The sequence below is a fragment of the Hymenobacter sp. CRA2 genome (assembly GCF_002007105.1).
Classification (GTDB): domain Bacteria; phylum Bacteroidota; class Bacteroidia; order Cytophagales; family Hymenobacteraceae; genus Solirubrum.
In genome coordinates this window covers 135765-159231 of sequence record NZ_MVBC01000004.1, presented here as the reverse complement: position 1 = coordinate 159231, position 23467 = coordinate 135765, and the positions used below count along the sequence as shown (strand labels likewise).

At 60.6% G+C, this 23467-nt stretch carries 23 protein-coding genes; 13 read left to right on the top strand and 10 right to left on the bottom strand.

Annotation, left to right across the window (positions count from 1 at the left end):
* The first annotated feature begins 64 nt into the window (after positions 1 to 64).
* On the top strand, positions 65 to 985 hold the full coding sequence (locus B0919_RS08615) for a cyanophycinase (RefSeq protein ID WP_078011831.1): 921 nt from the start codon (positions 65 to 67) through the stop codon (positions 983 to 985).
* A gap of 112 nt (positions 986 to 1097) precedes the next feature.
* Here the strand turns inward: B0919_RS08615 and B0919_RS08610 are convergent, their stop codons facing one another.
* Positions 1098 to 2072, bottom strand: a complete 975-nt coding sequence (locus B0919_RS08610; protein WP_078011830.1) for an isoaspartyl peptidase/L-asparaginase family protein — start codon at positions 2070 to 2072, stop codon at positions 1098 to 1100.
* A 255-nt stretch (positions 2073 to 2327) separates the two neighbouring features.
* Between B0919_RS08610 and B0919_RS08605 the strand changes: the two genes are divergently transcribed.
* From B0919_RS08605 to B0919_RS08590, 4 genes are all read left to right on the top strand, one after another.
* Positions 2328 to 2747 carry a DUF3127 domain-containing protein gene (locus tag B0919_RS08605; RefSeq protein WP_078011829.1) on the top strand — a complete coding sequence of 140 codons (420 nt, stop codon included), beginning with the start codon at positions 2328 to 2330 and terminating at the stop codon, positions 2745 to 2747.
* Between the two features lie 106 nt (positions 2748 to 2853).
* Positions 2854 to 3735 (top strand): SDR family NAD(P)-dependent oxidoreductase, encoded by an 882-nt coding sequence (locus B0919_RS08600; RefSeq protein WP_078011828.1) that lies wholly within the window; start codon positions 2854 to 2856, stop codon positions 3733 to 3735.
* Between the two features lie 259 nt (positions 3736 to 3994).
* Positions 3995 to 4255, top strand: a complete 261-nt coding sequence (locus B0919_RS08595; RefSeq protein WP_078011827.1) for a hypothetical protein — start codon at positions 3995 to 3997, stop codon at positions 4253 to 4255.
* A gap of 317 nt (positions 4256 to 4572) precedes the next feature.
* Positions 4573 to 5217: a helix-turn-helix domain-containing protein gene (locus B0919_RS08590; protein ID WP_078011826.1), complete on the top strand. Its 645-nt coding sequence runs from the start codon at positions 4573 to 4575 to the stop codon at positions 5215 to 5217.
* Positions 5218 to 5261: 44 nt separating this feature from the next.
* Here B0919_RS08590 and B0919_RS08585 read toward each other — a convergent pair whose 3' ends face one another.
* Positions 5262 to 5795 carry a DinB family protein gene (locus B0919_RS08585; RefSeq protein ID WP_254846519.1) on the bottom strand — a complete coding sequence of 178 codons (534 nt, stop codon included), beginning with the start codon at positions 5793 to 5795 and terminating at the stop codon, positions 5262 to 5264.
* Between the two features lie 162 nt (positions 5796 to 5957).
* On the opposite strand from B0919_RS08585, the gene B0919_RS08580 reads away from it, so the two are divergent.
* Positions 5958 to 9008 (top strand): T9SS-dependent choice-of-anchor J family protein, encoded by a 3051-nt coding sequence (locus tag B0919_RS08580; protein WP_139362005.1) that lies wholly within the window; start codon positions 5958 to 5960, stop codon positions 9006 to 9008.
* A 69-nt stretch (positions 9009 to 9077) separates the two neighbouring features.
* On the opposite strand, the gene B0919_RS08575 is transcribed toward B0919_RS08580, so the two are convergent.
* Positions 9078 to 9752 (bottom strand): VOC family protein, encoded by a 675-nt coding sequence (locus B0919_RS08575; RefSeq protein ID WP_139362004.1) that lies wholly within the window; start codon positions 9750 to 9752, stop codon positions 9078 to 9080.
* 124 nt (positions 9753 to 9876) lie between these two features.
* On the opposite strand from B0919_RS08575, the gene B0919_RS26035 reads away from it, so the two are divergent.
* Positions 9877 to 10389: a YkvA family protein gene (locus B0919_RS26035; RefSeq protein ID WP_410503618.1), complete on the top strand. Its 513-nt coding sequence runs from the start codon at positions 9877 to 9879 to the stop codon at positions 10387 to 10389.
* On the opposite strand, the gene B0919_RS08565 is transcribed toward B0919_RS26035, so the two are convergent.
* The gene (locus tag B0919_RS08565) at positions 10386 to 11195 is read right to left on the bottom strand and encodes a DUF4184 family protein (RefSeq protein WP_176132929.1); all 810 of its coding nucleotides are present in this window, start codon (positions 11193 to 11195) and stop codon (positions 10386 to 10388) included. The two genes, B0919_RS26035 and B0919_RS08565, sit on opposite strands and share 4 nt — an antisense overlap.
* A gap of 133 nt (positions 11196 to 11328) precedes the next feature.
* Here B0919_RS08565 and B0919_RS08560 point away from each other — a divergent pair, with 133 nt between their 5' ends.
* Together B0919_RS08560 and B0919_RS08555 are read left to right on the top strand one after the other, a co-directional pair.
* Complete coding sequence (locus tag B0919_RS08560) at positions 11329 to 13608, top strand: S46 family peptidase (RefSeq protein ID WP_254846518.1); 2280 nt, start codon at positions 11329 to 11331, stop codon at positions 13606 to 13608.
* A 155-nt stretch (positions 13609 to 13763) separates the two neighbouring features.
* Positions 13764 to 15053 carry a metal-dependent hydrolase family protein gene (locus tag B0919_RS08555; protein WP_078011822.1) on the top strand — a complete coding sequence of 430 codons (1290 nt, stop codon included), beginning with the start codon at positions 13764 to 13766 and terminating at the stop codon, positions 15051 to 15053.
* 131 nt (positions 15054 to 15184) lie between these two features.
* Here B0919_RS08555 and B0919_RS08550 read toward each other — a convergent pair whose 3' ends face one another.
* Complete coding sequence (locus B0919_RS08550) at positions 15185 to 15955, bottom strand: glycosyltransferase family 2 protein (protein ID WP_078011821.1); 771 nt, start codon at positions 15953 to 15955, stop codon at positions 15185 to 15187.
* Between the two features lie 111 nt (positions 15956 to 16066).
* Here B0919_RS08550 and B0919_RS08545 point away from each other — a divergent pair, with 111 nt between their 5' ends.
* Together B0919_RS08545 and B0919_RS08540 are read left to right on the top strand one after the other, a co-directional pair.
* On the top strand, positions 16067 to 16366 hold the full coding sequence (locus B0919_RS08545) for a hypothetical protein (RefSeq protein WP_078011820.1): 300 nt from the start codon (positions 16067 to 16069) through the stop codon (positions 16364 to 16366).
* 78 nt (positions 16367 to 16444) lie between these two features.
* Positions 16445 to 17314 carry a DUF1571 domain-containing protein gene (locus tag B0919_RS08540; RefSeq protein WP_078011819.1) on the top strand — a complete coding sequence of 290 codons (870 nt, stop codon included), beginning with the start codon at positions 16445 to 16447 and terminating at the stop codon, positions 17312 to 17314.
* A gap of 109 nt (positions 17315 to 17423) precedes the next feature.
* Here the strand turns inward: B0919_RS08540 and B0919_RS08535 are convergent, their stop codons facing one another.
* From B0919_RS08535 to B0919_RS08520, 5 genes are all read right to left on the bottom strand, one after another.
* Positions 17424 to 17813: a GxxExxY protein gene (locus tag B0919_RS08535; protein ID WP_078011818.1), complete on the bottom strand. Its 390-nt coding sequence runs from the start codon at positions 17811 to 17813 to the stop codon at positions 17424 to 17426.
* A 132-nt stretch (positions 17814 to 17945) separates the two neighbouring features.
* On the bottom strand, positions 17946 to 18821 hold the full coding sequence (locus tag B0919_RS08530; protein ID WP_078011817.1) for an SDR family oxidoreductase: 876 nt from the start codon (positions 18819 to 18821) through the stop codon (positions 17946 to 17948).
* A gap of 105 nt (positions 18822 to 18926) precedes the next feature.
* Positions 18927 to 20225: a type II restriction enzyme gene (locus B0919_RS24665; protein ID WP_139362003.1), complete on the bottom strand. Its 1299-nt coding sequence runs from the start codon at positions 20223 to 20225 to the stop codon at positions 18927 to 18929.
* On the bottom strand, positions 20165 to 20356 hold the full coding sequence (locus B0919_RS26030) for a ParB N-terminal domain-containing protein (RefSeq protein ID WP_078011816.1): 192 nt from the start codon (positions 20354 to 20356) through the stop codon (positions 20165 to 20167). Before B0919_RS26030 ends, B0919_RS24665 begins: the two co-directional genes overlap by 61 nt.
* A gap of 195 nt (positions 20357 to 20551) precedes the next feature.
* Positions 20552 to 21469 (bottom strand): DNA adenine methylase, encoded by a 918-nt coding sequence (locus B0919_RS08520; protein WP_078011815.1) that lies wholly within the window; start codon positions 21467 to 21469, stop codon positions 20552 to 20554.
* A 349-nt stretch (positions 21470 to 21818) separates the two neighbouring features.
* Here B0919_RS08520 and B0919_RS08515 point away from each other — a divergent pair, with 349 nt between their 5' ends.
* Together B0919_RS08515 and B0919_RS08510 are read left to right on the top strand one after the other, a co-directional pair.
* Entirely contained in the window at positions 21819 to 22508 is a 690-nt protein-coding gene (locus B0919_RS08515; protein WP_078011814.1) for a hypothetical protein, read from the top strand.
* Between the two features lie 96 nt (positions 22509 to 22604).
* On the top strand, positions 22605 to 23444 hold the full coding sequence (locus B0919_RS08510) for an NAD(P)H-binding protein (RefSeq protein ID WP_078011813.1): 840 nt from the start codon (positions 22605 to 22607) through the stop codon (positions 23442 to 23444).
* The last annotated feature ends 23 nt before the right edge of the window (positions 23445 to 23467 follow it).

Below are 23467 nucleotides of genomic sequence, written 5' to 3'. Positions count from 1 at the left end.
TGGCCCCAGTATTGCACGCCTTTTCCGGTTGTTTTTCACCCTCAAGTATCCCCGTCCCAACTAGTTGAACGCACTCAAACCTCAAGGTAAGCTGATTGCCGTCGGCGGCAACGAAGACAAAGGCACCCATCCCAACCCGCGCAAGCAGAAGAAATACTACCTCAACTTCTTCGAGTTGGGCATTCTGAAGCGCGTGGTCCTGGAAAGCGGCAAATCCGATCCGCGCATCGAAGTGGTGACCACAGCCTCGATGATACCGGAGGAAGTGGGCCGCATCTACGTTTCTTCCTTTGGCATGCTCAACTGCCTGAACGTGGGTGTGCTCGACATTCGCGTGCCGCAGGACACGGACCAGCCCGAATACCTGGAGCGGTTGGCCCAGGCTGATATCGTCATGTTTTCCGGCGGCGACCAGTCGCGGCTGAAGGAAATGTTCGGTAGCACCCGGTTTTTGGATTTGCTCACCGAGCGCTACTTTCAGGAAGCGCACTTCGTCATTGCCGGCACCTCGGCCGGGGCCATGGCCATGTCGCAGATTATGATCCGCGGCGGCTCGGTGCCGGATGCGCTGATGAAAGGCGCCGTGAAGATGGGCACCGGCTTGGCGCTGATTGAAAACGTGGTCATCGACTCGCACTTCGTGAAGCGCGGGCGCTTCGGGCGCCTCATCGAAGCGGTAGCCCTGCACCCCAAGCTCATCGGCATCGGGTTGGGCGAAGACACCGGCGTGCTCATCCGCGAGGGCAACCTCATCGAAACCATCGGCTCGAACCTGGTCATTATCGTCGATGGGCACAACATCCGCCACAACAACGCGGCGGCCGCCACCAAGGGCACGGCCCTCTCCATCGAGAACATGACCATGCACGTACTGGCCAAGGGCAACGTGTACGACATCGGCGAGCGGAAATTCTTCGTCGATAAGCGCACCCACGACGAGGCCCTGGCGCCCCACCCCGATTCGGTAGAAACGCCGGCTCCTTAAGCGCGGCTACTCCTTATTATATATAGCACACGGGCCGGGCCGACTGCAGAGTCGGCCCGGCCCGTGTGTTTTACTTACCGGCCATTTCGTGCAAGGCTGTCGGAACGCCGGCTCATTGCTCTTCCTTGTAGATGCCAACGAACAGCGGCGAAGCGCTGCTGATGCTGGCGCGGTACATGCCTTCGGAGTTGAAGGGCAGGGCAATATTGCCGGCGGCATCCACAGCCACCAAGCCGCCCTCTCCCCCGATGGGCGCCAACTTGTCGTGTACCACCACGCGGCAGGCCTCGGCTAGGCTCAGGCCGCGGTACTCCATGAGGCAGGCCACATCGTGGGCCACCACCGCGCGAATAAAATACTCGCCGTGACCGGTGCAGCTGATGGCGCAGGTCCGGTCGTCGGCCCAGGTACCGGCCCCGATGATGGGCGAGTCGCCGACGCGGGAGAAGCGCTTGTTGGTCATGCCGCCGGTGCTGGTGGCCGCCGCCAGGTGCCCGTGCTGATCCAGCGCTACGGCGCCCACCGTGCCCATTTTCTTCTTGGGGTCTTCGGTGAAGGGCAGCGGTTCCTGCAGCGGGTGCTTTTCGCTGTGGTCGAGCTGCACGCGGCCGCTGGCCAGCGCGTCCTGCAACTGCTCGTACCGATGTTCGGTGAAGAAATAAGCCGGGGGCTGCATGGCCAAACCTTGCTGCCGGGCAAACTCCTCGGCACCGGGCCAGGCCAGCAGCACGTGCTCCGACTTCTCCATCACCAGACGCGCGGCCTGAATGGGGTTTTGAATGGCCCGCACCCCGGTTACGGCGCCGGCCTGCCGGGTGTGGCCGGCCATGATGGAGGCATCCATTTCGTGGTGGCCTTCGTGGGTGAACACCGCACCGCGACCGGCGTTGAACAACGGGCAGTCTTCGAGCTGTACCACGGTTTGCTCCACCGCGTCGAGCGCCGAGGCGCCTTGGCGCAGCAGCTCGTAGCCGGTGAGCAACGCATCGTGCAGAGCCTGGCGGTAATTTTGTTCGGCTTCGGGGGTGAGCAGGTGGCGGGCAATGGTGCCGGCGCCGCCGTGCAGGGCAAGGGCAATGTGAGACATGCGCAAAGATCAGACGTGCAAGCCGCATTACGGCTGGGACGCCGTGCGGTTCGGGCCCATCGCGCAGCCGGTGCTACTCCTTATTATATATAGAAGTCGAAAACGGTCGGTGGCCCCTATCTTGCTGAGCCGGTTTGAGTAGCGCCGCGTCGGCTCCTGCAGCTCGCTGAAAGGCGCCTTTTCTGCCTAGGCCGGGGAATTATTTTTCGTAGATTTGGCTTACTAATTTTCAACAGACCCCTCTTTTTTTTGACTATGGCTTACGAAGCTACCGGCCGCCTGCACGACATCATGGACGAGCAACAGGTGAGCGAGAAATTCCGCAAGCGCGAGTTCGTGCTGGAAGTCGTCGACGGCCAGTATCCCGAGCATATCAAGTTTCAGCTGGTGCAGGACAAGACCGCGCTGATCGATCAATACAAAATTGGTGATGAAGTGCGCGTGCAGTTCAACCTGCGCGGCCGCGGCTTCAACAAGAACGGCCAGATGCTGTACTTCACCAACCTGGAAGCCTGGCGCATCGAGCCGGCCAGCGGCGGTGCCGCTAGCGGTGGTAACCAAGGCGGTGGCTACGCCGCTCCGGCTGCCAACCAGAACCCCGGCCTGCGCCGCGACGCCCAGCCGCAGCGCCCGGCTCCCATTGCCTCCGACGACGACAACGACCTGCCCTTCTAAGCAACGCCGTTGAGCTTGAAATAAAAATGCCACCCCTTTCTGCCGGGGGTGGCATTTTTGCGTATACCGGGCGCCGGCGCTCAGTCGTCGGTCCACCCTCCACTGCATGAAATTAGCATCTGCTTCCTGGTCGTTGCAGGGACGCACGGTTGTGCTTACCGGCGCCACAGCTGGCATCGGATTGGCTGCCGCCCGGCAGCTGGCCCAGTTGGGCGCCCGGCTGGTGCTCATCGGCCGCGACCGAATGCGCGGCGAGCAAGCCCGCGCAGCCCTGCGTCTGGCAGCCCCCGCCGCGCCCGAGGCGGATCTGCACCTCTGCGACTTGGCCAACCTGGCCGACGTGCACCGGCTGGGCGCGGAGCTAGGCCAGCATTACCCGCGCGTCGACGTGCTCATTAACAACGCCGGGGTATTGCCCAACCGTCTCACGACCACGCCCGAGGGCCACGAGCTGTGCTGGGCCACCAATCATCTGGCCCCGTTTATCCTCACCAACCACTTGCTGCCCCAACTGGAGGCTGCAGGCCCGGGCGCGCGCGTCATCACCGTGGCCTCGGACGCACACTGGCTGGGCGAAATCGAAAGCACCGCTGCCGCCCGCATCGATTCCAACCGCAGCAGCGCCCTGACGGCGTATTGCGACTCTAAACTAGCCAACATTTTGTTTACCAAAGCGTTATCTGAACGCCTGGAACTCACGGGCATTACTGCTCATTGCCTGCACCCCGGCGTTGTCAGCTCCAACCTTTGGTCGCACAGCCCGCTGCTGGTGCGGGCACTGATGCGGCTAGCTGCGCCTTTCGCTAAGCTACCTGAGCAAGCTGCGGCCACCATCGTACACCTAGCAACCACTACGGACGCCGCCGCCGCCGACGGCCACTATTTCAAGAATTGCCGCCGGGCCCGCACTTCGGGGCGCGCCGATAACCGCGCCGAAATGCACCGGCTGTGGCGAATTTCAGCGGAAGAAACAGGTATCGGACAGTAATCCAAAGGGCAGGTTGCACTTAAAAAATCGGGTAGATCGTTCGACTTAAAAACACATTTATTAAGGCGATTAATGCCCCTATTTAATCCTTAGGCCTGAGTGCATTAAGGGGTAATTCCAGAAACAAAACGGCTCTACCGGCCCTGCCAAGCGGATTAGTAGTGTATAATAGAAAAAAAAGTCATCTTTTAGCGCTACTTTATTTTCCATTTATCGTTCCTTTGTTCAGAATTTGCACTCACTTAATGAATTCATAGCAATGGCCGAACTCAACCTCCAGCATCTGCAAAAAGTCCTCACGGATGCCACGCGTAATGAAAACCTGGTTCGTGAAATCCGTCGTGCGCACGGCAAGGTGCAGACGGCACTGAACGAGTTGGCTGAACTGCTGGACCCCGAATACGAGCCCACGGAGCGCAAGAAACCCGGCCGCAAGACGGCTGCTACAGCCGAAAGCGGCGAAGGTGGCCGTCGTCGGGGCCCGGGCCGCCCGCCCAAGAACGCTGCTAACAACGGCTAAGCGCCTGATAGCTACTGCCTGCAAAGCCCGGTACCAGTGCGGTGCCGGGCTTATTTTTTGAGGTTAAAAACCTGTGTATACATATTTCAGCCGCACCTCATTACCAACCGCAGACTCTTGTGCTGATTATGCCGTGAGAAGCATCGGGGAACATGCCTGACAATTAGGCTGCCGGGGATTTGGCGTAACCCAATTATCCGGGCCAACGTTGTGCCGCACCGCAGCCGGAAACTCGTTTCTCTGATTCCTAGTTGTAAAATACTCTTGCTTTTGGGCTTGGGGATTTTTTCCCGCCCTCCTTTCCAGATGCGCTGATTATGGCATTTACGCTCTCCCAAGTACGCGAATTGATTGCCCAGGGCGAAAGCGGCACGCTGGAATTTAAAAAGCGTACGACCCACCCCACGCGGATTTCGCGGACGCTGGCTTCGCTGGCCAATGCGCATGGTGGACAAATTCTGGTGGGCGTCGAAGACAATGGCCGCCTCGTGGGCGTGCTCGACGCGGAAGAGGAACGCTACCTGCTGCTGCAGGCGGCGCAGCACTACGTCGATCCGCCCCTGACGCTGCGCATCGACGAGGTGGAACACGATGCCCGCGCCGTGCTGGTGGTGAGCGTGGCGGAAAGCACGCGTAAGCCTCACCGGGCCCTGGTTGGGCCCGACGACTGGCGCAGTTACGTGCGCGTAGGAGCCGAAAGCGTGCAAACCAGTCAGCTCACCGAGCGGACGCTACGTAACGAGCCGCCCCCCGGCAGCACCCTGGAATGGCTGCCGCTAAGCCGGCACGAGCAGGCGGCCCTCGACTACGTGCGCCAGCACCCGCGCCTGACCCTGCCGCAGTACGTGAAGCTCATCAACGTGTCGAAGCGTCGGGCGCACCGCATGCTCATCAAGCTGGTGCTGCACGGCTACCTGCGCTTTCACGACAAGGAAAAAGAGCCGTACTACACCAAAGCGTAGCGCGGCTCCTTGCCTGTTTTTACTATTAAGGAGTGGCTGCGGCGCTACGCCCCGGTCGTAAGCAGAGGTAGGTAGCGCTCGGCCAGGATGTGCAGGTGGTGTGCCTCGTGCCCGGCCGTGACAAACAGCAGGGCGCGCACCGTTACGGGGTTGGCGTTAGCCTGGCCGTGGCGGTTGAGTTGCTCGGCGGTGAAGCTTTGGTACAGCGCCAGCGTAGCCTGGCGCACGGCGGCGTACTCGGTCAGCAGGCTCGCCAGCGTCCGTTCATCGGCGCTGGATACGTCGGCGTAGGTATTTTCATCGAAGCCGGGCAGGCTCTGCACTTCGCCGCGGGCAATGCACAGGGCGCGGTAGGCGAAAATCCGTTCGGCGTCGGCTAGGTGCAGCACTACTTGCTTGATGCTCCACTTGCCCGGGGCGTAGCGCAATGCGGCTTGTGCGTCCGTCAGCCCGGCCAGCAGCTGGTGCACGGCCGTGGGCTGCACGCCTAGCATAGGCCACGGATCGGCAACGCGACCCAAGTAGTTATCGAAGTAAGCGGGGTAGGAACCGGGCGCGGGCCGTTCGATGAGCGACATAAGCAGTCAGCAGGTGAAAACGCAAGTTACAGGCACGCCCTGAGTATCAGTCTGTGAAGCTTAGTGGCTGACTTGGTGATGGATTCGTAACATTTGGGTAACATTGTAACCCCTGCCTACCAGTAGTTTTGCATTCCCATCACCAACACGACCTTCATGTCGATGAAATCACCTTTACTTCTTGGCTTGTTTGGCGCCGGCCTGCTCAGCGTTAGCGCTCAGCAAAGCTGGGCTCAAGCCACGCCGGCTCCGCTGGTGACCAGCCCTTACACCCAGAACTTCGACGGGCTGGCAACTAGCGGCACCACTAATACCAAAGCAACCCTGCCGACCGGCTGGGACTTTCTGGAAGTCAACGGCACTGGCACCAGTGCCAATGATCAGTACGCGGCGGATAACGGCGCGGCCAACGGCGGCAACACCTACAGCTACGGTGCCACCAACGGTACCGACCGGGCTTTCGGCGCCCTGCTTAGCGGCGCGCAGTCGAGCATCCTGGGCGGGTCCTTTATCAACAACACGGGTGCGCCCCTGACCAGCCTGACCATTTCGTACGTGGGCGAAACCTGGCGCGTAGGGGCCGCCAACCGCTCCGACAAGCTTACCTTTCAGTACAGCACCGACGCTACCTCGCTGAGCACGAGCAGCGGCACCTGGACCGACGTAACGGCGCTGGACTACGCCAACCCGGGCGGGGCAACCACCAACGGCATCAGCACGCCGGCCCACACGGCCACGATTACCAGCACCATCACCGGCCTGAACATCCCCGCTGGCGCTACCTTCTGGATTCGCTGGAACGACTTCAACGCCACCAGCTCCGACGACGGCATGGCGGTGGATGATTTCCAGCTGAGCTGGGGCACGGCCAACCCGAACGCGCCGACCGTGACGCTGTCGGCCGCCACGCTGGCCTTCCCGAGCCAGAACATCAACACGACCTCGGCCCCGCTGAGCTACACCGTATCGGGTGCTAACCTGACCGGCGACGTGACGGTAACGGCCAGCGGCCCCTTCACCATTTCGAAGGACAACACTACCTTCACCAGCAGCCTGACGCTGACCACGGCCGAGCTGGGCGCGGCCAAGACGCTGTACGTGAAGTTTGCCCCCACCGCCACCGGCGGCGCCACGGGCAGCATCACCCACACCAGCGCCGGTGCCGCCACCAAGACGCTGGCCCTGACGGGTACGGGTGCCGATCCGAACCAGACGGTATTCAACTTTCAGACCTGCACCGGCACCACGGCCATTTCCGACGGCTGGACGCAGGTTAGCGTGACGGGCGCGCAGACCTGGGCCTGCACCAACTTTGGTCGCAACGCCAACGACCCGACCGCCAGCGCCGCCAGCGGCGTACAGATCAACGGCTTCGCCAGCGGCAACCAGCCCAACGAAGACTGGCTGATTTCGCCGGCCTTCGATCTGAGCACCTACAACTTCCCGCTGTTCTCCTTCTGGAGCCGCACCGCCTTTGCCGGCCCGGGCCTGAAGCTGCGCGTATCGACGAACTACACCGGCACGGGTAACCCGAGCTCGGCTACCTGGACCGATCTGGCCGTGCGCTTCCCGCAGGCTGGCTCCGATATCTGGACGCAGACGCCCAACGTGAACCTGTCGGCCTTCAAGGCTGCCCGCGTGTACGTGGCCTTCGTTTACACCTCGACCACGCAGGGTGCCGCCCGCTGGACGCTGGATGACATCCAGCTGACCAACTCGGCCACGGCTCCGGCGCCGACGGTATACACCGACCAGAACCGCCTGGCGTTTGGCTACCAAGTCGTTAACACCAACGGCGACAAGCAGCTCCTCATCACGTCGAACGACCTGACGGGTGGCGTGACGCTGACCTCGTCGAACCCGGCCTTCACCCTCTCGAAAGACGGCACGACCTTCGCCAGCACCCTGACGCTGACGCAAGCCGAAGCCAACGGCGCGGCCAAGACCGTGACGGTTCGCTTCCGCCCCACTGCCGCCTCCACGACCTACAACGCCAGCATTGCGGTGACTTCGCCGGGTGCTACGGCCAGCAGCATTGCCGTGACCGGCGACACCTACGACGTGGCCAACACGCTGGAAGTGGTGAACTGGAACATCGAGTGGTTTGGCTCGACGGCCCAGGGCCCGACGGACGACAACCAGCAGCAGGCCAACGTCAAGACCATCCTGACGAACCTGAACGCAGACGTGTTTGCCCTGGCTGAAGTAGTGGACACCACGCGCCTGAACACGCTCGTGAGCCAGATGCCCGGCTACGCCTACCGCGTATCGGACTTCGGTTCTTACGCCGACAGCCGCACCGATACGGATTACCCGAGCGCCCAGAAACTGGCCTTCGTGTACCGTACCAGCGTGGTGAGCAACGTATCGGTGGTGGGCCTGCTGCGCTGCACCCAGACGCAGGGCTGCGCTGCCTACACTGCCTGGGCTTCGGGCCGCTTCCCGTACATGATGACGGCCGACGTGACGCTGAACGGCGTGACCAAGCGCATCAACTTCGTGCTGATCCACGCCAAGGCTAACTCGACCGCGACTTCGGCCGATGACTATGCCCGCCGCAAAGCCGGTGCCGACGCACTGAAAGCCGAACTCGACGCCAACTACGCCACGAGCAACATCATCATCCTGGGCGACTACAACGACGTGCTGAACGGCACCATCGCCACGGGCGTTACCCCGCCCGTGTCGTCGTACAACTCGTTCATGCTCGACCAGGCCAACTACACCGCCCTGACGCTGCCCCTGGCCCAGGCCGGCCAGCAATCGACGGTAAGCTACAACACGGTTATCGACAACGTTATCGTGTCCAACGAGTTGTCGCCGTACTTCATCCCGTCGTCGGCCGCTATCCGCACCGACGTTACGAGCCTGGTGAGCAACTACGCTTCCACCACCACCGACCACTACCCGGTGCAGACGCGCTACGACCTGTCGACCAGCGTAACGGGCACCAAACTGCCCGCCACCGCCAAGCTGGGCCTGTACCCGAACCCGGTGAGCAAGTCCATCCGCGTGGAGGTGCCCGAGCGCAGCCAGTCGCTGCAGCTGCAGGTACTCACCACCGACGGCCGCCTCGTGGTTAGCACCACCGGCTCGCTGGAGCAACTGAACCAGCAGCTGAACCAGAAAGTGGGTGCCCTGCACGCCGGTATGTACGTGGTACGCATCGTGGGTCAGCAGAACACCTACGTGGAGCGCTTTGTGAAGCAGTAAGCTTCGGTTAACCTCCCGGCTTCTAAAAAAGGCCCCATCCGCACGCGGATGGGGCCTTTTTCTTTGTGGCTACCGATTACGATGCCAAGCCGGGTGCTCCCAGCTGAACTCGTGGCCGGCCTGCTTGCCTTCCACGCGGAGCCAGTGCTGAGCGGCCGGGCGCCCGGTCGGCAACCACCCGCGCTGCTCTGCGGTCAGAATCAGTAGCCCGTCATCGTCGCCGAGGGCCGCAAAATGAGGCAGGCGCGGGCCGCGGTGAAACGCGGGAATTCCGTGAGTTGCCGCCAGGTACTCAGTCAGGGCCGGCACATCGGATGTCACGATTCCGGCTTCGCTCAGGCCGAGCAGGCTGGTGGCGGCAAACGGCACGGCCGAGGCGTTGGGCAGCGGCGTGCGGGCAATGCATTCGAGGATGTTGCCGGCAGGGTCGTGAAAGTAAAAAGCGCGGGCCTGCCAGTTGGGAAAGTCCGCTATGGGCTGCCCATGCGTGAAAGGCAGCAAGGGGATGCGGACCCGGCACCAGGCGTAGGCCTCGTCGAGCTGATTGTGCGGAATGTGAAAGGCGAAGTGGTAGAACGGTGCCGTGCCCGGCAGCGCTGGGTGAAAGCGCAAACGAGAGTAGCCCACGGTGACTTCCAGAATTTGCTGCGGCCCGACGCGCACGGGCAGGCCCAAGACATGTCCGTAGAATTGGTGCAGCGCAGCCAAATCAGCAGTAAACAGGTGCAGGGCGGTGATGCGCATAGCGGTTAGGGAAAGGAGGCCGCGCAACGTAGCTGGTTTTGGGCAAATAAGCCACGGCACAACGCCCCGCTACCAGCCGCGTACACGGGGGCATTCCAACCTCTCATTTCCGACTCCTTTTACTATGGCTTCTCTCGCCGAACGCGGCCTTCAGATTTCCAAAAACGTCCTGTTTAACCTCTTCGCCACCCGCGCCGGCAAGCTGCTGGGTAAGCCTTTTAAGGTCGTGCTGGTGCTCAACGAAGTAGCCGACAAGCTGGCCAGCGAGGAGAGCAAGGATAACAAGTTCAAGCAGCTCTTCGACGCGGCCCTGACGCTGGTGCGGCTCTTGCGCGCTTACATCAACGGCTCGTACCGGCAGATTGAAACCGGCACCGTCGTTTCCGGGCTGGCCGTGCTGCTCTACGTGCTGTCCCCCATCGACTTGGTGCCCGATTTCATTCCGGTGCTGGGCTTCCTGGATGATCTGAGCTTAGTAAGCTGGTTTATTGGCAAGTTCCAGGGCGAAATCAAGCGCTTCCGCGAATGGGAAGCCACCAGTGCCGCGGCCGATTCACCGGATATGGCCCTGGCTCCAGAAACTTCGGCTTCTTCGGCGCAGAACGCCGTGGCCGTGGCCGAAATGGGCCATTCCTAAGCTTGTTCCGCCGCTGAATTGCGTACCAGAGCCGGCCCCGTGGGGCCGGCTTTTTGTTGGTACCACCAGCCAAACAACAGCAGCCCCACCCATAGCGCCGAGCAAAACGCAACGATAATGCTGAGCACAAACAGCCGCAGTGCCAGGTACGATTCCAGCGGCGGAGCTACCCAACGCGCATAGCTTACTGCCAGCACCGCCGCCCCGATGAGCAAAGTCGCCAGCCACCCTATCCGGCCAGCCAGCGCCGGGGCCGTGGGTGCTGGCGGCTGGCGCCGCAGCCACCGCCAGCTCCACCACGCCAGCAGCAGGCCGCCTACGGCCGTGCTTCCCAGCTGGCCCAGCTTGTACACGGGCATGGTGCCGAATCCTGGGAAGGGCAACTCGCGCAGCAGCACGGGCCAGTGCAGGGCCACCCAGCCATCCTGGTGGGTGAAAGCGTCCCACACGTCGTGCGTCACGGCCCCGACGAGCACGGCGGTGCACACAGCCAGCATGCGGCGACCGGGTCCGAACGGGTATGGCTCAGCCGCGGCCTGGGCAGCCCGGCGCGCGGCCCAGGCCGGCAACAGCGCCACGGCCGGGCCTTTTACCACACGGTGCCAGAGCCAGAGCACTAGCAGGCTCAGGGGCAGGCAGAACAGGAAGAGCCCCGGCAGGGTGTGGCCAAATTCGCCGGAGGCCCGCAGCTGCAGGAAATAAATAAAATCGGGGCTGAGGCTGCCCACGAACAGGGCCGACGGCGACAAGCGCAGCCAGCGGGCCAGGGGCAGCGCGGCGGCCGGGTGGCTGAACGTAAACGGCATGCGAAAAAGCGGGGCAAAAAGTCCGGAACCGCGGGGCGTGCGGGGCCCGGCGCCTAAAGGTAGTCGCCCGCTGGCGCAGCCTGAGTGGCCGGGCTGGTGTAATTTCGTGGTACATTCACCAACCATCCCCATTGTGACGTCATTTTCCCTGCCCCGCAGCCTGCGCCTGTGCGCCGTGCTGCTGACGCTGCTCTTGCCGGCCGCCGCCCGCGCCGACGAAGGCATGTGGCTGCCGCTGCTCCTCAAGCAGCTCAACGAGGCCGACATGCAGCAAAAAGGCCTCAAGCTCACGGCCGAAGATATTTACTCCGTCAACCGCGGCTCGCTCAAGGATGCCATCGTGCAGTTTGGCGGCGGGTGCACCGGCGAGATTATCTCCAACGAAGGCCTGCTGCTCACCAACCACCACTGCGGCTACGGTCAGATTCAGCAGCACTCCTCGGTAGAGCATGACTACCTCACCAAGGGCTACTGGGCCATGACGCGCGAGCAGGAGCTGCCCAACCCGGGCCTCACGGCCACCTTCATCGTGCGCATGGAGGACGTGACAGCCCCGGTGCTGCAGGGCATTCAGCCGGGCATTGCCGAGGCCGACCGGGAGCGGATCGTGCAGCAGCGCTCGGCCGAGCTGGCGCAGAAAGCGGTGCAGGGCACCCACTACAAAGCCTTCGTGCGGCCCATGTTCGGCGGCGGCGAGTACTACCTGTTCGTGACCGAAGTATTTGAGGACATCCGCCTCGTGGGCGCTCCGCCGAGCAGCATCGGCAAATTCGGCGGCGACACGGACAACTGGATGTGGCCCCGCCACACCGGCGACTTCTCCATGTTCCGCATCTACGCCGGCCCCGACAACAAGCCGGCCCCCTACTCCAAGGACAACAAGCCCTTCCGTCCGCGCCACTCGCTGCCCATCTCGCTGAGCGGCGTCAAGCCCGGCGACTTCACGCTGGTATTCGGCTTCCCCGGCCGCACCACCGAGTACCTCACCTCCTGGGGCGTCGACGAGACGTTCAACGTCTCGGACCCGGCCCGGGTGAAAGTCCGCGACACCAAGCTGCGCATCCTCGACGCCGACATGAAGGCCTCGGACAAAGTGCGCATTCAGTACGCGGCCAAGTACGCCTCGCTGGCCAACTACTGGAAGAAGTGGATCGGCGAAATGCGCGGGCTCAAGCGCCTCGACGCCGTCACGCGCAAGCAGCAGCAGGAGCAGCAGTTCCGCCAGTGGGTGCAGCAGGGCGACGCCAACCGCAAAGCCGCCTACGGCCAGATTCTGGACCAGTTGGAGCAGCAGTATAAGCTGGTGCGCCCCTACGTGGTGGCCCGCGACTACACCACCGAAGCGGCCATGGGCATCGAGGTGCTGGCCTACGCCAACGCCCTGCAGCAGCTGGTAGACCTGATTCAGGCCAAGGCCCCGCAGGCCGAGCTGCTGGCTGCCATCGACAAGGCCCGCAAGGGCACGCCCGGCTCTTTCCGCAACGTCAACGTGGCCACCGACCAGAAAGTAGCCGCCGCCCTGCTCCCGCTCTACGCCGAGGGCACGCCCGAGCAGTTGCTGCCCGACAACATCAAGGCCTTGCGGAAGCAGAACACCACGCCCGAAGCCTGGCAGCGCTACGTAGCCGACGTGTACCGCCGCAGCCGCCTCACCTCCGAGGCCAGTGCCCTGCAGGTGCTCGACGAGCTGGCCAAGGGTAACGCCACAGCCCTGACCGCCGACCCGGCCTACCAGCTGATTGCGCCCATCGTGGCTACCTACCGCCAGAAGGTGCTGCCGACTTACACCCAAGCGCAGGACCAGATTACGCTGCTGCAACGCACCTACATTGCCGGGCTGCGCCAGTGGCAGCCGCAGCGCAAGTTCTACCCCGATGCCAACTCCACCCTGCGCGTGGCCTACGGCCAGGTAGCTGGCTACCAGCCCGCCGACGGCGTGGCGTACGAGTACTACACCACCCTCGACGGCATCATGGAAAAAGCGGACCCCACGAACCCCGACTTTGAGGTGCCAGCCCGCCTGGTGGAGCTGTACCAGAAGAAGGACTACGGGCCCTACGCTGTCGACGGTACGGTGCCGGTGGCTTTCACGGCCACCAACCACACCACCGGCGGCAACAGCGGCTCGCCCGTGATTAACGGCCGCGGTGAGCTGATCGGCACCAACTTCGACCGCAACTGGGAAGGCACCATGTCCGACATCATGTACGACCCGGACCGCGTGCGCAACATCACCTTGGACGTGCGCTACATGCTCTTTGTGGTTGATAAATACGCCGGTGCTTCGCACTTGGTGAAGGAAATGAACCTGGTCGGCGGCCCCCTGAGCGGAAGAGCCAATGGCTCGCTGGAGCAGCAACCAAAGAAGCAAAAGGTAAAAGTGAAGCGCGAAAAGACGGCAGCAGCCAACTAATTGCCCTCACTCAACCACCCCCGAAACCCGGACCGTTAACGCGGTTCGGGTTTTCTTTTGGCCCGGCTGAACGTGGACCGTCTCTTAGTTATTTACCTAGGCGGTGCTGCCTTTGGTCGCTTGGGCTATGTGCCAACGGCTGCCTAGCTTGCGCTATGCTTCGCTCCTTTTTCCGCTTCGGCATTTTGCTGACCGCCTGTTGGGGTCAGGCGCTTGCTTCCGTCCACGGCCAATCTGCCCCCGTCAGAACCCAATTGCTGCAGCCCACCGCCGTGTTCGACGGCCAAACCCTGCACCCCGGCTGGGCCGTGCTGGTGGAGGGCGACCGAATCAAAGCTGTAGGTCCGGCAAGTGAGCTAAGCGCGCCGGCCGGGGCTCAAACGGTGGCCTTGCCCGGCCTGACGCTGCTGCCGGGCCTGATCGAGGGCCATTCGCACCTGCTGCTGCACCCCTACAACGAAACCAGCTGGGACGACCAGGTGCTGCGCGAGTCCCAGGCCGAGCGCGTAGCCCGCGCCACCGTGCACGCCCAGCGTACCCTGCAGGCCGGCTTCACCACCGCCCGCGACCTGGGCTCCGAAGGCGCCGACTACGCCGACGTCGGGCTGAAAAAAGCTATCGACCAGGGTATTATTCCCGGCCCGCGCCTGCTGGTTGCTACCCGCGCACTGGTGGCCACCGGCTGCTACGGCCCCAAGCTCACGGCTGAAATATCGGTGCCCCAGGGCGCGCAGGAAGTCAGTGGGGCCGATGAGGTGGTGCGCGCCGTGCGCGAGCAGGTCAGCCGCGGGGCCGACGTGGTGAAGGTGTACGCCGATTACCGCCTGACGGCGGGCGGGGCTTCGGTGCCCACGTTTTCGCAGGACGAGCTGAACCTCATCGTGGCCACGGCCCGCTCCCTGGGCCGGCCGGTGGTAGCGCACGCCTCCACGCCCGAGGGCATGCGCCGCGCCACCTTGGCCGGCGTCGAAACCATCGAGCACGGCGACAACGGCACGCCGGAAGTATTCAAGCTCATGCGCCAGCGCGGCGTGGCCCTCTGCCCCACGGTGGCTGCCGGCGACGCCATCACGCAGTACCGCGGCTGGCGCAAGGGCCAGGACCCCGAGCCCGAACGCATCCGACAGAAGAAAGCCTGCGTGCAGGCCGCGCGGAAGGCCGGTGTCACGCTGGCCTTTGGCGGCGACGTGGGCGTATTCACCCACGGCGACAACGTGCGCGAGCTGGAATTGCTGGTGCGCGAGTACGGCCTCACGCCGCTGGACGTGCTGCGCGGCGCCACGAGCGGCAACGCCCAACTGTTTCACCTCGCCGACCGCGGCCAGGTAAAGCCCGGCCTGCTCGCCGACCTAGTAGCCGTGCCGGGCGACCCGACGCAGCAAGTAGAAGCCCTGCGGCAGGTGCGCTGGGTGATGAAGGGCGGCCAGATCGTACGCCAACTATAGTTAGTCTATCCACATGCAAGAGCAAGCGTTAATCAACCTGATTAGCCCGCCAATAATGTTCCAGGAATGGACCGGCGCAACACCTGGCAGCACTGCGCCGGCCACCAATTCTTGGTGGAAGTCCTGGTAACTTACTCGCCCGGCCGCTCCACGCCCAGCTCCTGCAGCTGCGCAGCGTACTTGTCGTAAATCACCTGCAGGTCAGCCCCGTGTTTGGCCGCATCCACGCCGATGCTCACGTTGGCGCGGTGGAAGCGGTGCAAATGGCTCAGATGCGGGCAAATAACGGGCAGGTGCCCGGCCAGTAGGAAGCGCACGTACAGGTCCAGGTCTTCGGCCATGCGCAACTCTTCGTCGTAGCCGCCCACCTCATCGAACAGGCGGCGGCTGTAGCACACGTTGCCTTGGATGAAGTGCTCGGCCTTGAAAATGGCTTCCAGCATCTTAGCCGGCGTCTCGAAGCGCCAGGCGTAGTAATCCTCGCCGGGCAGGTAGCGCCGCTCCTCGTCTACGCGCAGAAAATCGGCCACAAACCACTGCTTGTCGGGGTTGGCTTCGATCTGGGCGCCGTAGTGGTACAGGCAGCGCTGCAGCAGGATGTCGTCGTCGTCGAGGGGCACCAGCCAGGCTTCGGGCGCCGTTTCGCGGATGAGCTGGTTGCGGGCCGGGCCGGGCAGCAGGCGCTCCGCACCGGCGTGCTGCCAACTGCGGATGGCGGGCCCTTCCCAGCCGGTGGCTTCTTGCAGGAAGCTGGCCGTGTTGTCGGTACAGGCGTTGTCAAGGATGAGGTGCTGGTAGCTGACATCGGGCAGCGGGGCCAGCACGCTGGCGCGCACGCTTCGGACCGCTTCGGGCAGAAAGGCCGCGCGGTTGTGCGTGGGAGTGATTACGGCGAATTGCATACGGGGCCTTGTTCGGGCGCTGGGCAAAAAAAGTTACCTTCCAGAGGCCGGGCGTCAACCTTCCCGAAGCCCCAGGCGTTTACCGGGCAACCTTCCTGCCGCAGTTTTCTTATGGGCTTGTACGTAGTGACGCTCCGCTTACCCGACTATTTCGACGAGGAATTCGTCGCGCTGATTCCCCGCCACCGCACGTTCATCAACAACCTCATCGAGGAAAACATCATCGTGTCGTACGCCATCAGCGCCGACCGCTCCCGCGGTTGGGTAACCATGCACGGGGCCTCCGCCGAGGCCGTGCGCGTGGTGGTCGAGCAGTTTCCGCTGTATAAGTTTCTGCGCCAGATCGAAATCGATGAGCTCTTTGTCTTCGACAGCGTGGCCTCGCGCCTGCCCAAAATCAGTCTGAACTAACCGGCCTGAACTCAGGGCCGCGCCGGGCCGTTTGCCCCACAATTCCTGCCCGCTCCACCCCTACACGATTTTCACCGCATGATTTCTCCGTTGCTCTGGCCGCTGTCCCTGCTGAGCTTGCTGGGACCGACCACCGCACCGCCCGCCGCGGCCCCCACGCCGGCTCGTCCCACCGACGCGCCTACTACCGAATCGTTGCTGGCGCGCTTGTCGGCCTCCATCAACAAGCTGCAAACCCTGCGTTGCAACGTGAAGGCCAACGAACGGCACGCCGACGGCTACCAGCAGGCCCGCACGCTCATGAAAATCGGCGCCTCGCCCCTGCGCATTTACCTGCGCAACCAGAAGGGCATCGAGGTGCTGTGGGTGCAGGGCCAGAACGGCGGCGACGCCTGGGTGTACCCCGGCAAGTTCCCCTACGTGACGGTGAGCCTCGACCCGAACGGGGCCATCATGCGCCGCAACCAGCACCACGCGGTGCTTGACGCAGGCTACGGCGTCATTGCCGACCTGATTCGCATTCCGCCGCAGCGCTCCGAGGCCTACCGCCGCTCCTTCCGCTACACCGGCGACACCACCATTCAGGGCCGCCTGTGCTACCTGCTTCGCTCCGATTTTCCGCAGTTTCGGTACGTAAGCTACAAAACCACGGGCGGCGAAACCGCGGCCAAGATTGCGGAACGCTTCGGCTGCGGCGAGTTCCGCATTGCCCAGCGCAACGACCTGGGCTACGAGGACGTGCTGCCCGCCGGCAAAACGCTGCAAGTGCCCAACGCCTACGGCAGCCGCACCATTCTGTGCGTCGATCAGAAAATGATGCTGCCCCTGGCCGTGGCCGTGTGGGATGACAAAGGCCTGTTCGAATCGTTCGAATTCTCGCAGGTGGTAGCCAACCAGCCCATTCCGGCGGCAGAGTTTACCAAGGATTACAAAGAGTACAAATTCTAATCACGGATTTAGACGGATTCATCGGATTGCACGGATTTCGTGGACGATTGATTGTCGTTCACCAAACCCAGCAGCGGGGAGGTAGATTTACCTCTCCGCTGCTTTTTATCTACTGTACTGAGTGGTTCTTGAGGAAGCGTTTGAAGACCAGGCTTGCTTGGCCAAAGTTGATGAGCAACCCTACCTCCAGTTGATAAGCCGTCAAGTAATTAATAATTTGGGCGTGGTGAACAGGTGTCAGCTCGTGGGTGGCTTTTAACTCAACCAGGACTTTATTGGCTACTAGGAAATCAACCCGGCGGCTACCTACCTCAGTAGACTTGTAGTATACGGGCAAGTGAATTTCCTGCTGGTACTCCAGGGCGGACTCGCTCAGTTCGACTGCTAGGCTGCGCTGATAGACAATTTCCGGGAACCCATTGCCCAGTGTATTATGCACGCGCATGGCACAGCCGATAATAGCGCGGGTTAACTCATTATGTCTAATATCAACCAGCATCGGAAAGGGATAAATAGCTTTTCTGAAAATAGCATACCCGATAAGAAAAAAGCCAGCAGCAAAAGCTACTGGCCTGACCGACAATCGTCTACAAAATTCGTGCAATCCGATGAATCCGTCTAAATCCGTGATTTAGCGGCGCATGGTCTTTTCAATCATGTCCCACATGTCGCTGGTCAGCAGTTCCAGCTTGTTGAACTCACCGGCGCCGTTCAGCCACTCGCCACCGTCGATGGTGATAACCTCGCCGTTGATGTAGCTGGCGAAGTCGGAGACGAGGAAAGCGGCCAGGTTGGCCAGTTCCTGATGGTCGCCCACGCGCTTGAGGGGCACCGAGGCGGCCGGGTCCAGCTTAGAGGCCAGCGGCTCGGGGAACAGGCGGCTCCAGGCGCCTTCCGTGGGGAACGGGCCGGGCGCAATGGCTACTGAGCGGATGCCGTACTTGGCCCACTCCACGGCCAAGGAGCGCGTGAGGGCCAGCACGCCGGCTTTGGCCGTGGCCGAAGGCACCACGAAGGCCGAGCCCACGGAGGCGTAGGTGGTCACGATGTTGAGGATGGTGCCGGGCTGCTGCTGGGCTATCCAGTGCTTGCCCACGGCCAGGGTGCAGTTGTAGCTGCCCTTGAGCACGATGTCCACGATGACGTCAAAGGCCTTGTTGGACAGGCGTTCGGTGGGGCTGATGAAGTTGCCGGCGGCGTTGTTCACCAGCACATCGATGCGGCCGAACTCCTCCACGGTACGCTGCACCAGGCGCTCTACCTCGTCGTACTTGCGTACGTCGCACTGCACGGCCAGCACCTTGCCGTGGGTCTTTTCGCGCAGCTCGTTGGCGGTGGTTTCCAGCACATCCAGCTTGCGCGAGCTGATGACCACGTTGGCCCCGAGCTGCAGGAAGTACGTGGTCATGGCGCGGCCCAGGCCGGTGCCGCCGCCGGTCACGATGATGGTTTTGCCGTCGAGGGCGCCGTCGCGCAGCATGGGTTGGGCGTAGGGAGCAGAGGCCATAGGCAGAAAGTGTTGGGTTTCGGGTTTGGATAGCAAGAACGATAATTCCGGCGGAAAATAGTCGGCGTGCCGAACACTTCGCCACAAAAAATATGACTAACTAAATTAATTACCCTCTATTGCATATATCCTAATCCATTCCAACCATCTTTTCGCGGTAGTGTAACGGCGTTCTATTGTTGAACCATTTATATTTTCTTTACTAAGCCTATCCAACATTTCCTGCTTCACAAAGACATAACCCGATCTTAAATATACGCTCATCAGATCCTTGAATAACCTAGTACTTAATATCGCATTAGCGAACATTGCATTCCTAAGCCTTCTATTCTCAATAGAAAAAACCTTTCTTCCTACTGGCGTTAACACAAACTTCCCATCTACTCTTTCCGCAAGCCCAATGTATGCTAAAGCGTTTGGATAATAGTCCCCCTGCCGAGATACTAAGCCAAACTTGAGAGCAACATCAAGCCCTGACATAGATTTATTCAACAACAACGAACCTAAGTCCAGAACTTTATTTACATCATCCGCTTGAGGCAAAGGAATACTCCCAGATGATATAACAGGTGAACCCAAAGCCTTATCGACGTCAAAAAATACATCCCCGGGTTGATGTATTTTATAGGCCACTGTCCTCAAAGGAACGTAATCATAATATATACCACTACTATCAAAGCATACTTCTGTAAAATAGTAAATACCATTAGAAAATTCTACCAAAAAGTTTTTTATTGGTTTTTTTACAAATTTAACGTAGTGGGAATACGGATAATACAGTTGTCTAATATTAAATGATTTGCGCTTACCAGATTTTGCTTCAAATAAAGTAAAGGTGTCGATACCCTCATAACCACTATCAACCTCTATCTGTGCTTTGTTTATTATAAAAGGCTTACCCGAAGCAGAGAGCTTTAATTCAAAATCAGAAGAAAAGAATCGACCTCGCGAGGTAAGTCTTAGATTATCATCACCAATCACATGCCCAAGCAGCCCAGAATGGTGAGCATAATCTATTGCTTTTGATTCAGATAAATTTGGAGCGAATTTCAGGGTTTCTAATTCAAACGCCTCCTTGGGAACAAATAACCGTTCTTCAGTTTCCTTATATTGCTTTCCAATATCAAGGTAACTTCTGTATCCTTTATCTTTATACAACAAATACATCCCATTACTTATCGTTGTTATACACATTGAAAGCTCTTTGAATACAGGGGGCAAACCTTCAACTGTATCAAATTTCGCCATGAGGCGCGGCTCACGCTTCCCGACAGTCTTTATATCAGCAGCAGATATCTCATAGTGCCCTTTACTAGAAATAATAGCAGCAATATCTCTTTCTTCTACAATAGCCCGCCAAGCCTTTTCTGTTTTCGCGAAGTCCTTGTTGTTCTGTTTAGACATTGTTCAGCCGATTTATTGGAATTATCAACGTTTTCAATTATTACATCAATGTACTTTAAGCCAGCTCGCTTAGCAGCAGTCAACCGGTGTTGCCCATCTATTAGGCAACCCGATTCTGAACTAATAAACACTGACGCCCATCCTTCGTGGTAAAATTAAACAAGATTTCTTCAACCTGCGACACAATTAAGTCATTACAAATTTGCAATGGACCAATACCGAGGCAAATATCAGCAATAGGATAACGTAGAACAGCTTTATAATAAGGCTTGAGTCCTTCGTGCTGGAGCCACATAAACCAATGCACTTGGCATGGTATATTATACTCAAGGCTTTGCTTTATACGCCTCGTACTTGTTGCGTATGAGCACTTCATTGATTTTTCCACGCCCTGCACCGTTTGCGTTTATGTTCCTATTTGCAGAAACTCTTTCAACTATATAAGTGCCAGCATACATACTATCAATATATGTAGTATCCGCATTACTCATTAAAATATTACAACCCTTGTTAACTAAGTTATCAATACACATTTTCAAGCGTTCTTGAGCGTCTCGCCCAAACTGCCCAGCTGTATAACTAACGAAAGAAGATGTAGCATTTAGCGGATCATACGGAGGATCAAGGTATACAAAATCCCCTTCTTTAGCAAGAGATAAAGCATACTCAAAATCATGGTTCATGATATTCACGTTAGCATTCCTAAGATATAAACTCAAAGCCTTGATCAACGCAGAATCTGCATATTTTGGATTCTTATAGTTACCAAATGGCACGTTAAAATGACCTTTGCTATTCACTCGATATAAGCCATTAAAACAAGTCTTGTTCAAATAAATCATTCTAGAAGCTTTTTCCACATCACTCATCGAACTAAATGCCTCACTCCTATCAAGCTCTCTTATATAATAAAAATATTCTTCTGTATTTTCATGTTTCTTCAAATCATGTATCAAAGCTTCACTTTGATTCTTAATTACATTATAGCAATTAACTAATTCCTTGTTAACATCATTTATACACGCATTTTTAGGCAAAATATCTAATAAAACAGCTCCTGCTCCTACAAAGGGCTCGTGATATGTAACATCATATATGTTTTTAGGTAATCTAGCTTTGATTTCCGGCAGCAGCTGACGTTTGCCACCCGCCCATTTTAAAAAAGGTTGAATAACAGCTGCATCACTTGCTAAGCCATACAAGGCAAGCTGTTCTTTTACTGCGCTCTGGTCCACGTTCTCCATGATTGAACGTGCAAGTTGCCCAAAAATTCGGCCCCGCGCCACTGCCCGCCGGCCAGGGGGCTGGGGCAACTTGCCCCAGCCCCTGGCCCGAGCCCTCAGGGCCCGGGCAAATTGCCCGGGGCTTGAGGGCCAGCCCCCGGCCTCGGGGAAGTTTTGCCCGGGCCCTGGGGGCACGCCCTCGGCGACGGGGCAACTTGTCCCGCCTCTCCGCCGAGCCGCCACTGCCCTCCGGCGACTTGCCCGGGACTTGGGGGCTTGTGCCGGGCCACGTGAATGCGTAGCTTGGCCGGTGCACACGAATACGCGTGGTGTGTGCTTAGTGACTCATCATCTTCTCTGCATTCCTTTTATGGCTGACGCCCTTACCCCGGCGCTGGCGGCTGCGCCGCCTGCCAACCCCAAAAAACTCATCCCCACCGGCGACGCGGCCCTGGCCGAAGTAGCCGCCAGCTGCGCCGCCGTGTGGGCCACCGAGCCCACGCTCACCTTGCGCTGGCTGCCGCAGCCGGCCTTTGCGGCGGCCGTGGCTCAGCTGCAAACCAGCACCGCTGCCCGTCGGCAAGCGGCCGCCGACCACTCGCCCCAGAGCGCCCGCCTGCACGACCTGGACGAGGAGATGAACGAGGCGGTGCGCTTTCTCAAGGACTACCTGCGCGAAGACGCCGGCAGCAAGGCCGCCGCGCAGGCCCAGTACGCCGCCTTCGGCCTGGTGCCCAAGCGCGGCGGCAGCCTGGCCCGCGACCGGGGCGAGCGGCTGCTCGGTCTCGATGTGCTGGTGACCCGGCTGGCCTCGGCGCCCTTCGCCGAACGCAAGTACGGCACCGCTTTCTGGCAACCGCGGGTGCAGGAGTACCGCCAGCTGCTGAGCAGCTCGGCCGGGCTGGTGGGGCAAGCCGCCTCGGCCAAGGCGGGCAAGGACCAGGCGCGTAAGCTGGTGCGCAAGGGGCTGAAAGCCCTGGTGGCCCTGCTCGAAGCCAACTTCCCCGATACCTACGTGGCCGAGTTGCAGCGCTGGGGCTTCCGGCGCAGCACCTACTAACCCGGCTTTTTCCCGACCTTCGCGGCCCCGGTGCAGCCACGCGCGCCGGGGCCGCGACGTGTCTGGCCCGGCCGTGGCCGCGTAGTCCTTCTACTTATGACATCTTTCTCTTCGCCCGTGGCCGTGGCCGTGCTCGGTTGCGGCTGGCTGGGGCTGCCGCTGGCTCGCATCCTGGTGGCGGCCGGTCACCCGGTAGCCGGCAGCACCACCACGCCCGCTAAAGCCACCATACTCGAGGCCGCCGGCCTCCGCCCGCACCTGCTGCGCCTGGCCCCCGACGCTTCCGCCTCACACGTAGCGCCGCTGTTGGCCGGAGCCCAGGTGCTCGTCGTGAGCGTGCCGCCTTCGCGCACCGCCACCGACCGCGCAGCCTACGCCGCCGCCTTGCAGCCCGTTATCGACGCGTTGGGGGCTTCGTCCGTGCGCCACGTCGTATTCGTCAGCTCTACCGGCGTGTACCCCGATGCTCCCCGCTCCATGCGGGAAGCCGACGCCCGGGCCGCAGCCGAGGCCGACAACCACTTGCTGCGCGCCGAATGGCTGTTTCAGCAACCTGGCCAGCCCTGGCAGACCACGGTGTTGCGCCTGGGCGGCCTGATGGGCCCCGGCCGGGCGCCCGGGTGCTTCCTGGCCGGCCGCAGCGAAGTGCCCCAGCCCGCGGCGCCGGTCAACATGCTGCACCTCGATGACGCCGTGGGTGTCATCCGGGCCGTTATCGAGCAAGACCTGTGGGGCCGTACCCTCAATGTGTGCGCCGCCGGGCACCCTTCCCGGCAGGAGTTTTACCGCGCCGCCACGGCCCAGCTCGGCCTGCCCGCCCCACAGTTTCTCCCCGATGACCGGGGCGGCAAGCTCATCACCACGGAGATGTTGCACGCTCAGTTGCGCTACTCCTTCCGCTACGCCGACCCATTGGCGGCTCTACCCTACTGCTAAACCTGGGCGGGGCGCCGTACCTT

Coding starts and splice junctions, on each gene's coding strand:
- B0919_RS08590 (WP_078011826.1), top strand. CDS start 4,573: ATGGCATTTACGCTCTCCCAAGTACGCGAATTGATTGCCCAGGGCGAA.
- B0919_RS08580 (WP_139362005.1), top strand. CDS start 5,958: ATGAAATCACCTTTACTTCTTGGCTTGTTTGGCGCCGGCCTGCTCAGC.
- B0919_RS08575 (WP_139362004.1), bottom strand. CDS start 9,752: ATGCGCATCACCGCCCTGCACCTGTTTACTGCTGATTTGGCTGCGCTG.
- B0919_RS08515 (WP_078011814.1), top strand. CDS start 21,819: ATGGCTGACGCCCTTACCCCGGCGCTGGCGGCTGCGCCGCCTGCCAAC.
- B0919_RS08605 (WP_078011829.1), top strand. CDS start 2,328: ATGGCTTACGAAGCTACCGGCCGCCTGCACGACATCATGGACGAGCAA.
- B0919_RS08555 (WP_078011822.1), top strand. CDS start 13,764: ATGCTTCGCTCCTTTTTCCGCTTCGGCATTTTGCTGACCGCCTGTTGG.
- B0919_RS08595 (WP_078011827.1), top strand. CDS start 3,995: ATGGCCGAACTCAACCTCCAGCATCTGCAAAAAGTCCTCACGGATGCC.
- B0919_RS08600 (WP_078011828.1), top strand. CDS start 2,854: ATGAAATTAGCATCTGCTTCCTGGTCGTTGCAGGGACGCACGGTTGTG.
- B0919_RS08610 (WP_078011830.1), bottom strand. CDS start 2,072: ATGTCTCACATTGCCCTTGCCCTGCACGGCGGCGCCGGCACCATTGCC.
- B0919_RS08545 (WP_078011820.1), top strand. CDS start 16,067: ATGGGCTTGTACGTAGTGACGCTCCGCTTACCCGACTATTTCGACGAG.
- B0919_RS08535 (WP_078011818.1), bottom strand. CDS start 17,813: ATGCTGGTTGATATTAGACATAATGAGTTAACCCGCGCTATTATCGGC.
- B0919_RS08530 (WP_078011817.1), bottom strand. CDS start 18,821: ATGGCCTCTGCTCCCTACGCCCAACCCATGCTGCGCGACGGCGCCCTC.
- B0919_RS08585 (WP_254846519.1), bottom strand. CDS start 5,795: ATGTCGCTCATCGAACGGCCCGCGCCCGGTTCCTACCCCGCTTACTTC.
- B0919_RS26035 (WP_410503618.1), top strand. CDS start 9,877: ATGGCTTCTCTCGCCGAACGCGGCCTTCAGATTTCCAAAAACGTCCTG.
- B0919_RS08520 (WP_078011815.1), bottom strand. CDS start 21,469: ATGGAGAACGTGGACCAGAGCGCAGTAAAAGAACAGCTTGCCTTGTAT.
- B0919_RS08540 (WP_078011819.1), top strand. CDS start 16,445: ATGATTTCTCCGTTGCTCTGGCCGCTGTCCCTGCTGAGCTTGCTGGGA.
- B0919_RS08550 (WP_078011821.1), bottom strand. CDS start 15,955: ATGCAATTCGCCGTAATCACTCCCACGCACAACCGCGCGGCCTTTCTG.
- B0919_RS08565 (WP_176132929.1), bottom strand. CDS start 11,195: ATGCCGTTTACGTTCAGCCACCCGGCCGCCGCGCTGCCCCTGGCCCGC.
- B0919_RS08510 (WP_078011813.1), top strand. CDS start 22,605: ATGACATCTTTCTCTTCGCCCGTGGCCGTGGCCGTGCTCGGTTGCGGC.
- B0919_RS24665 (WP_139362003.1), bottom strand. CDS start 20,225: ATGTCTAAACAGAACAACAAGGACTTCGCGAAAACAGAAAAGGCTTGG.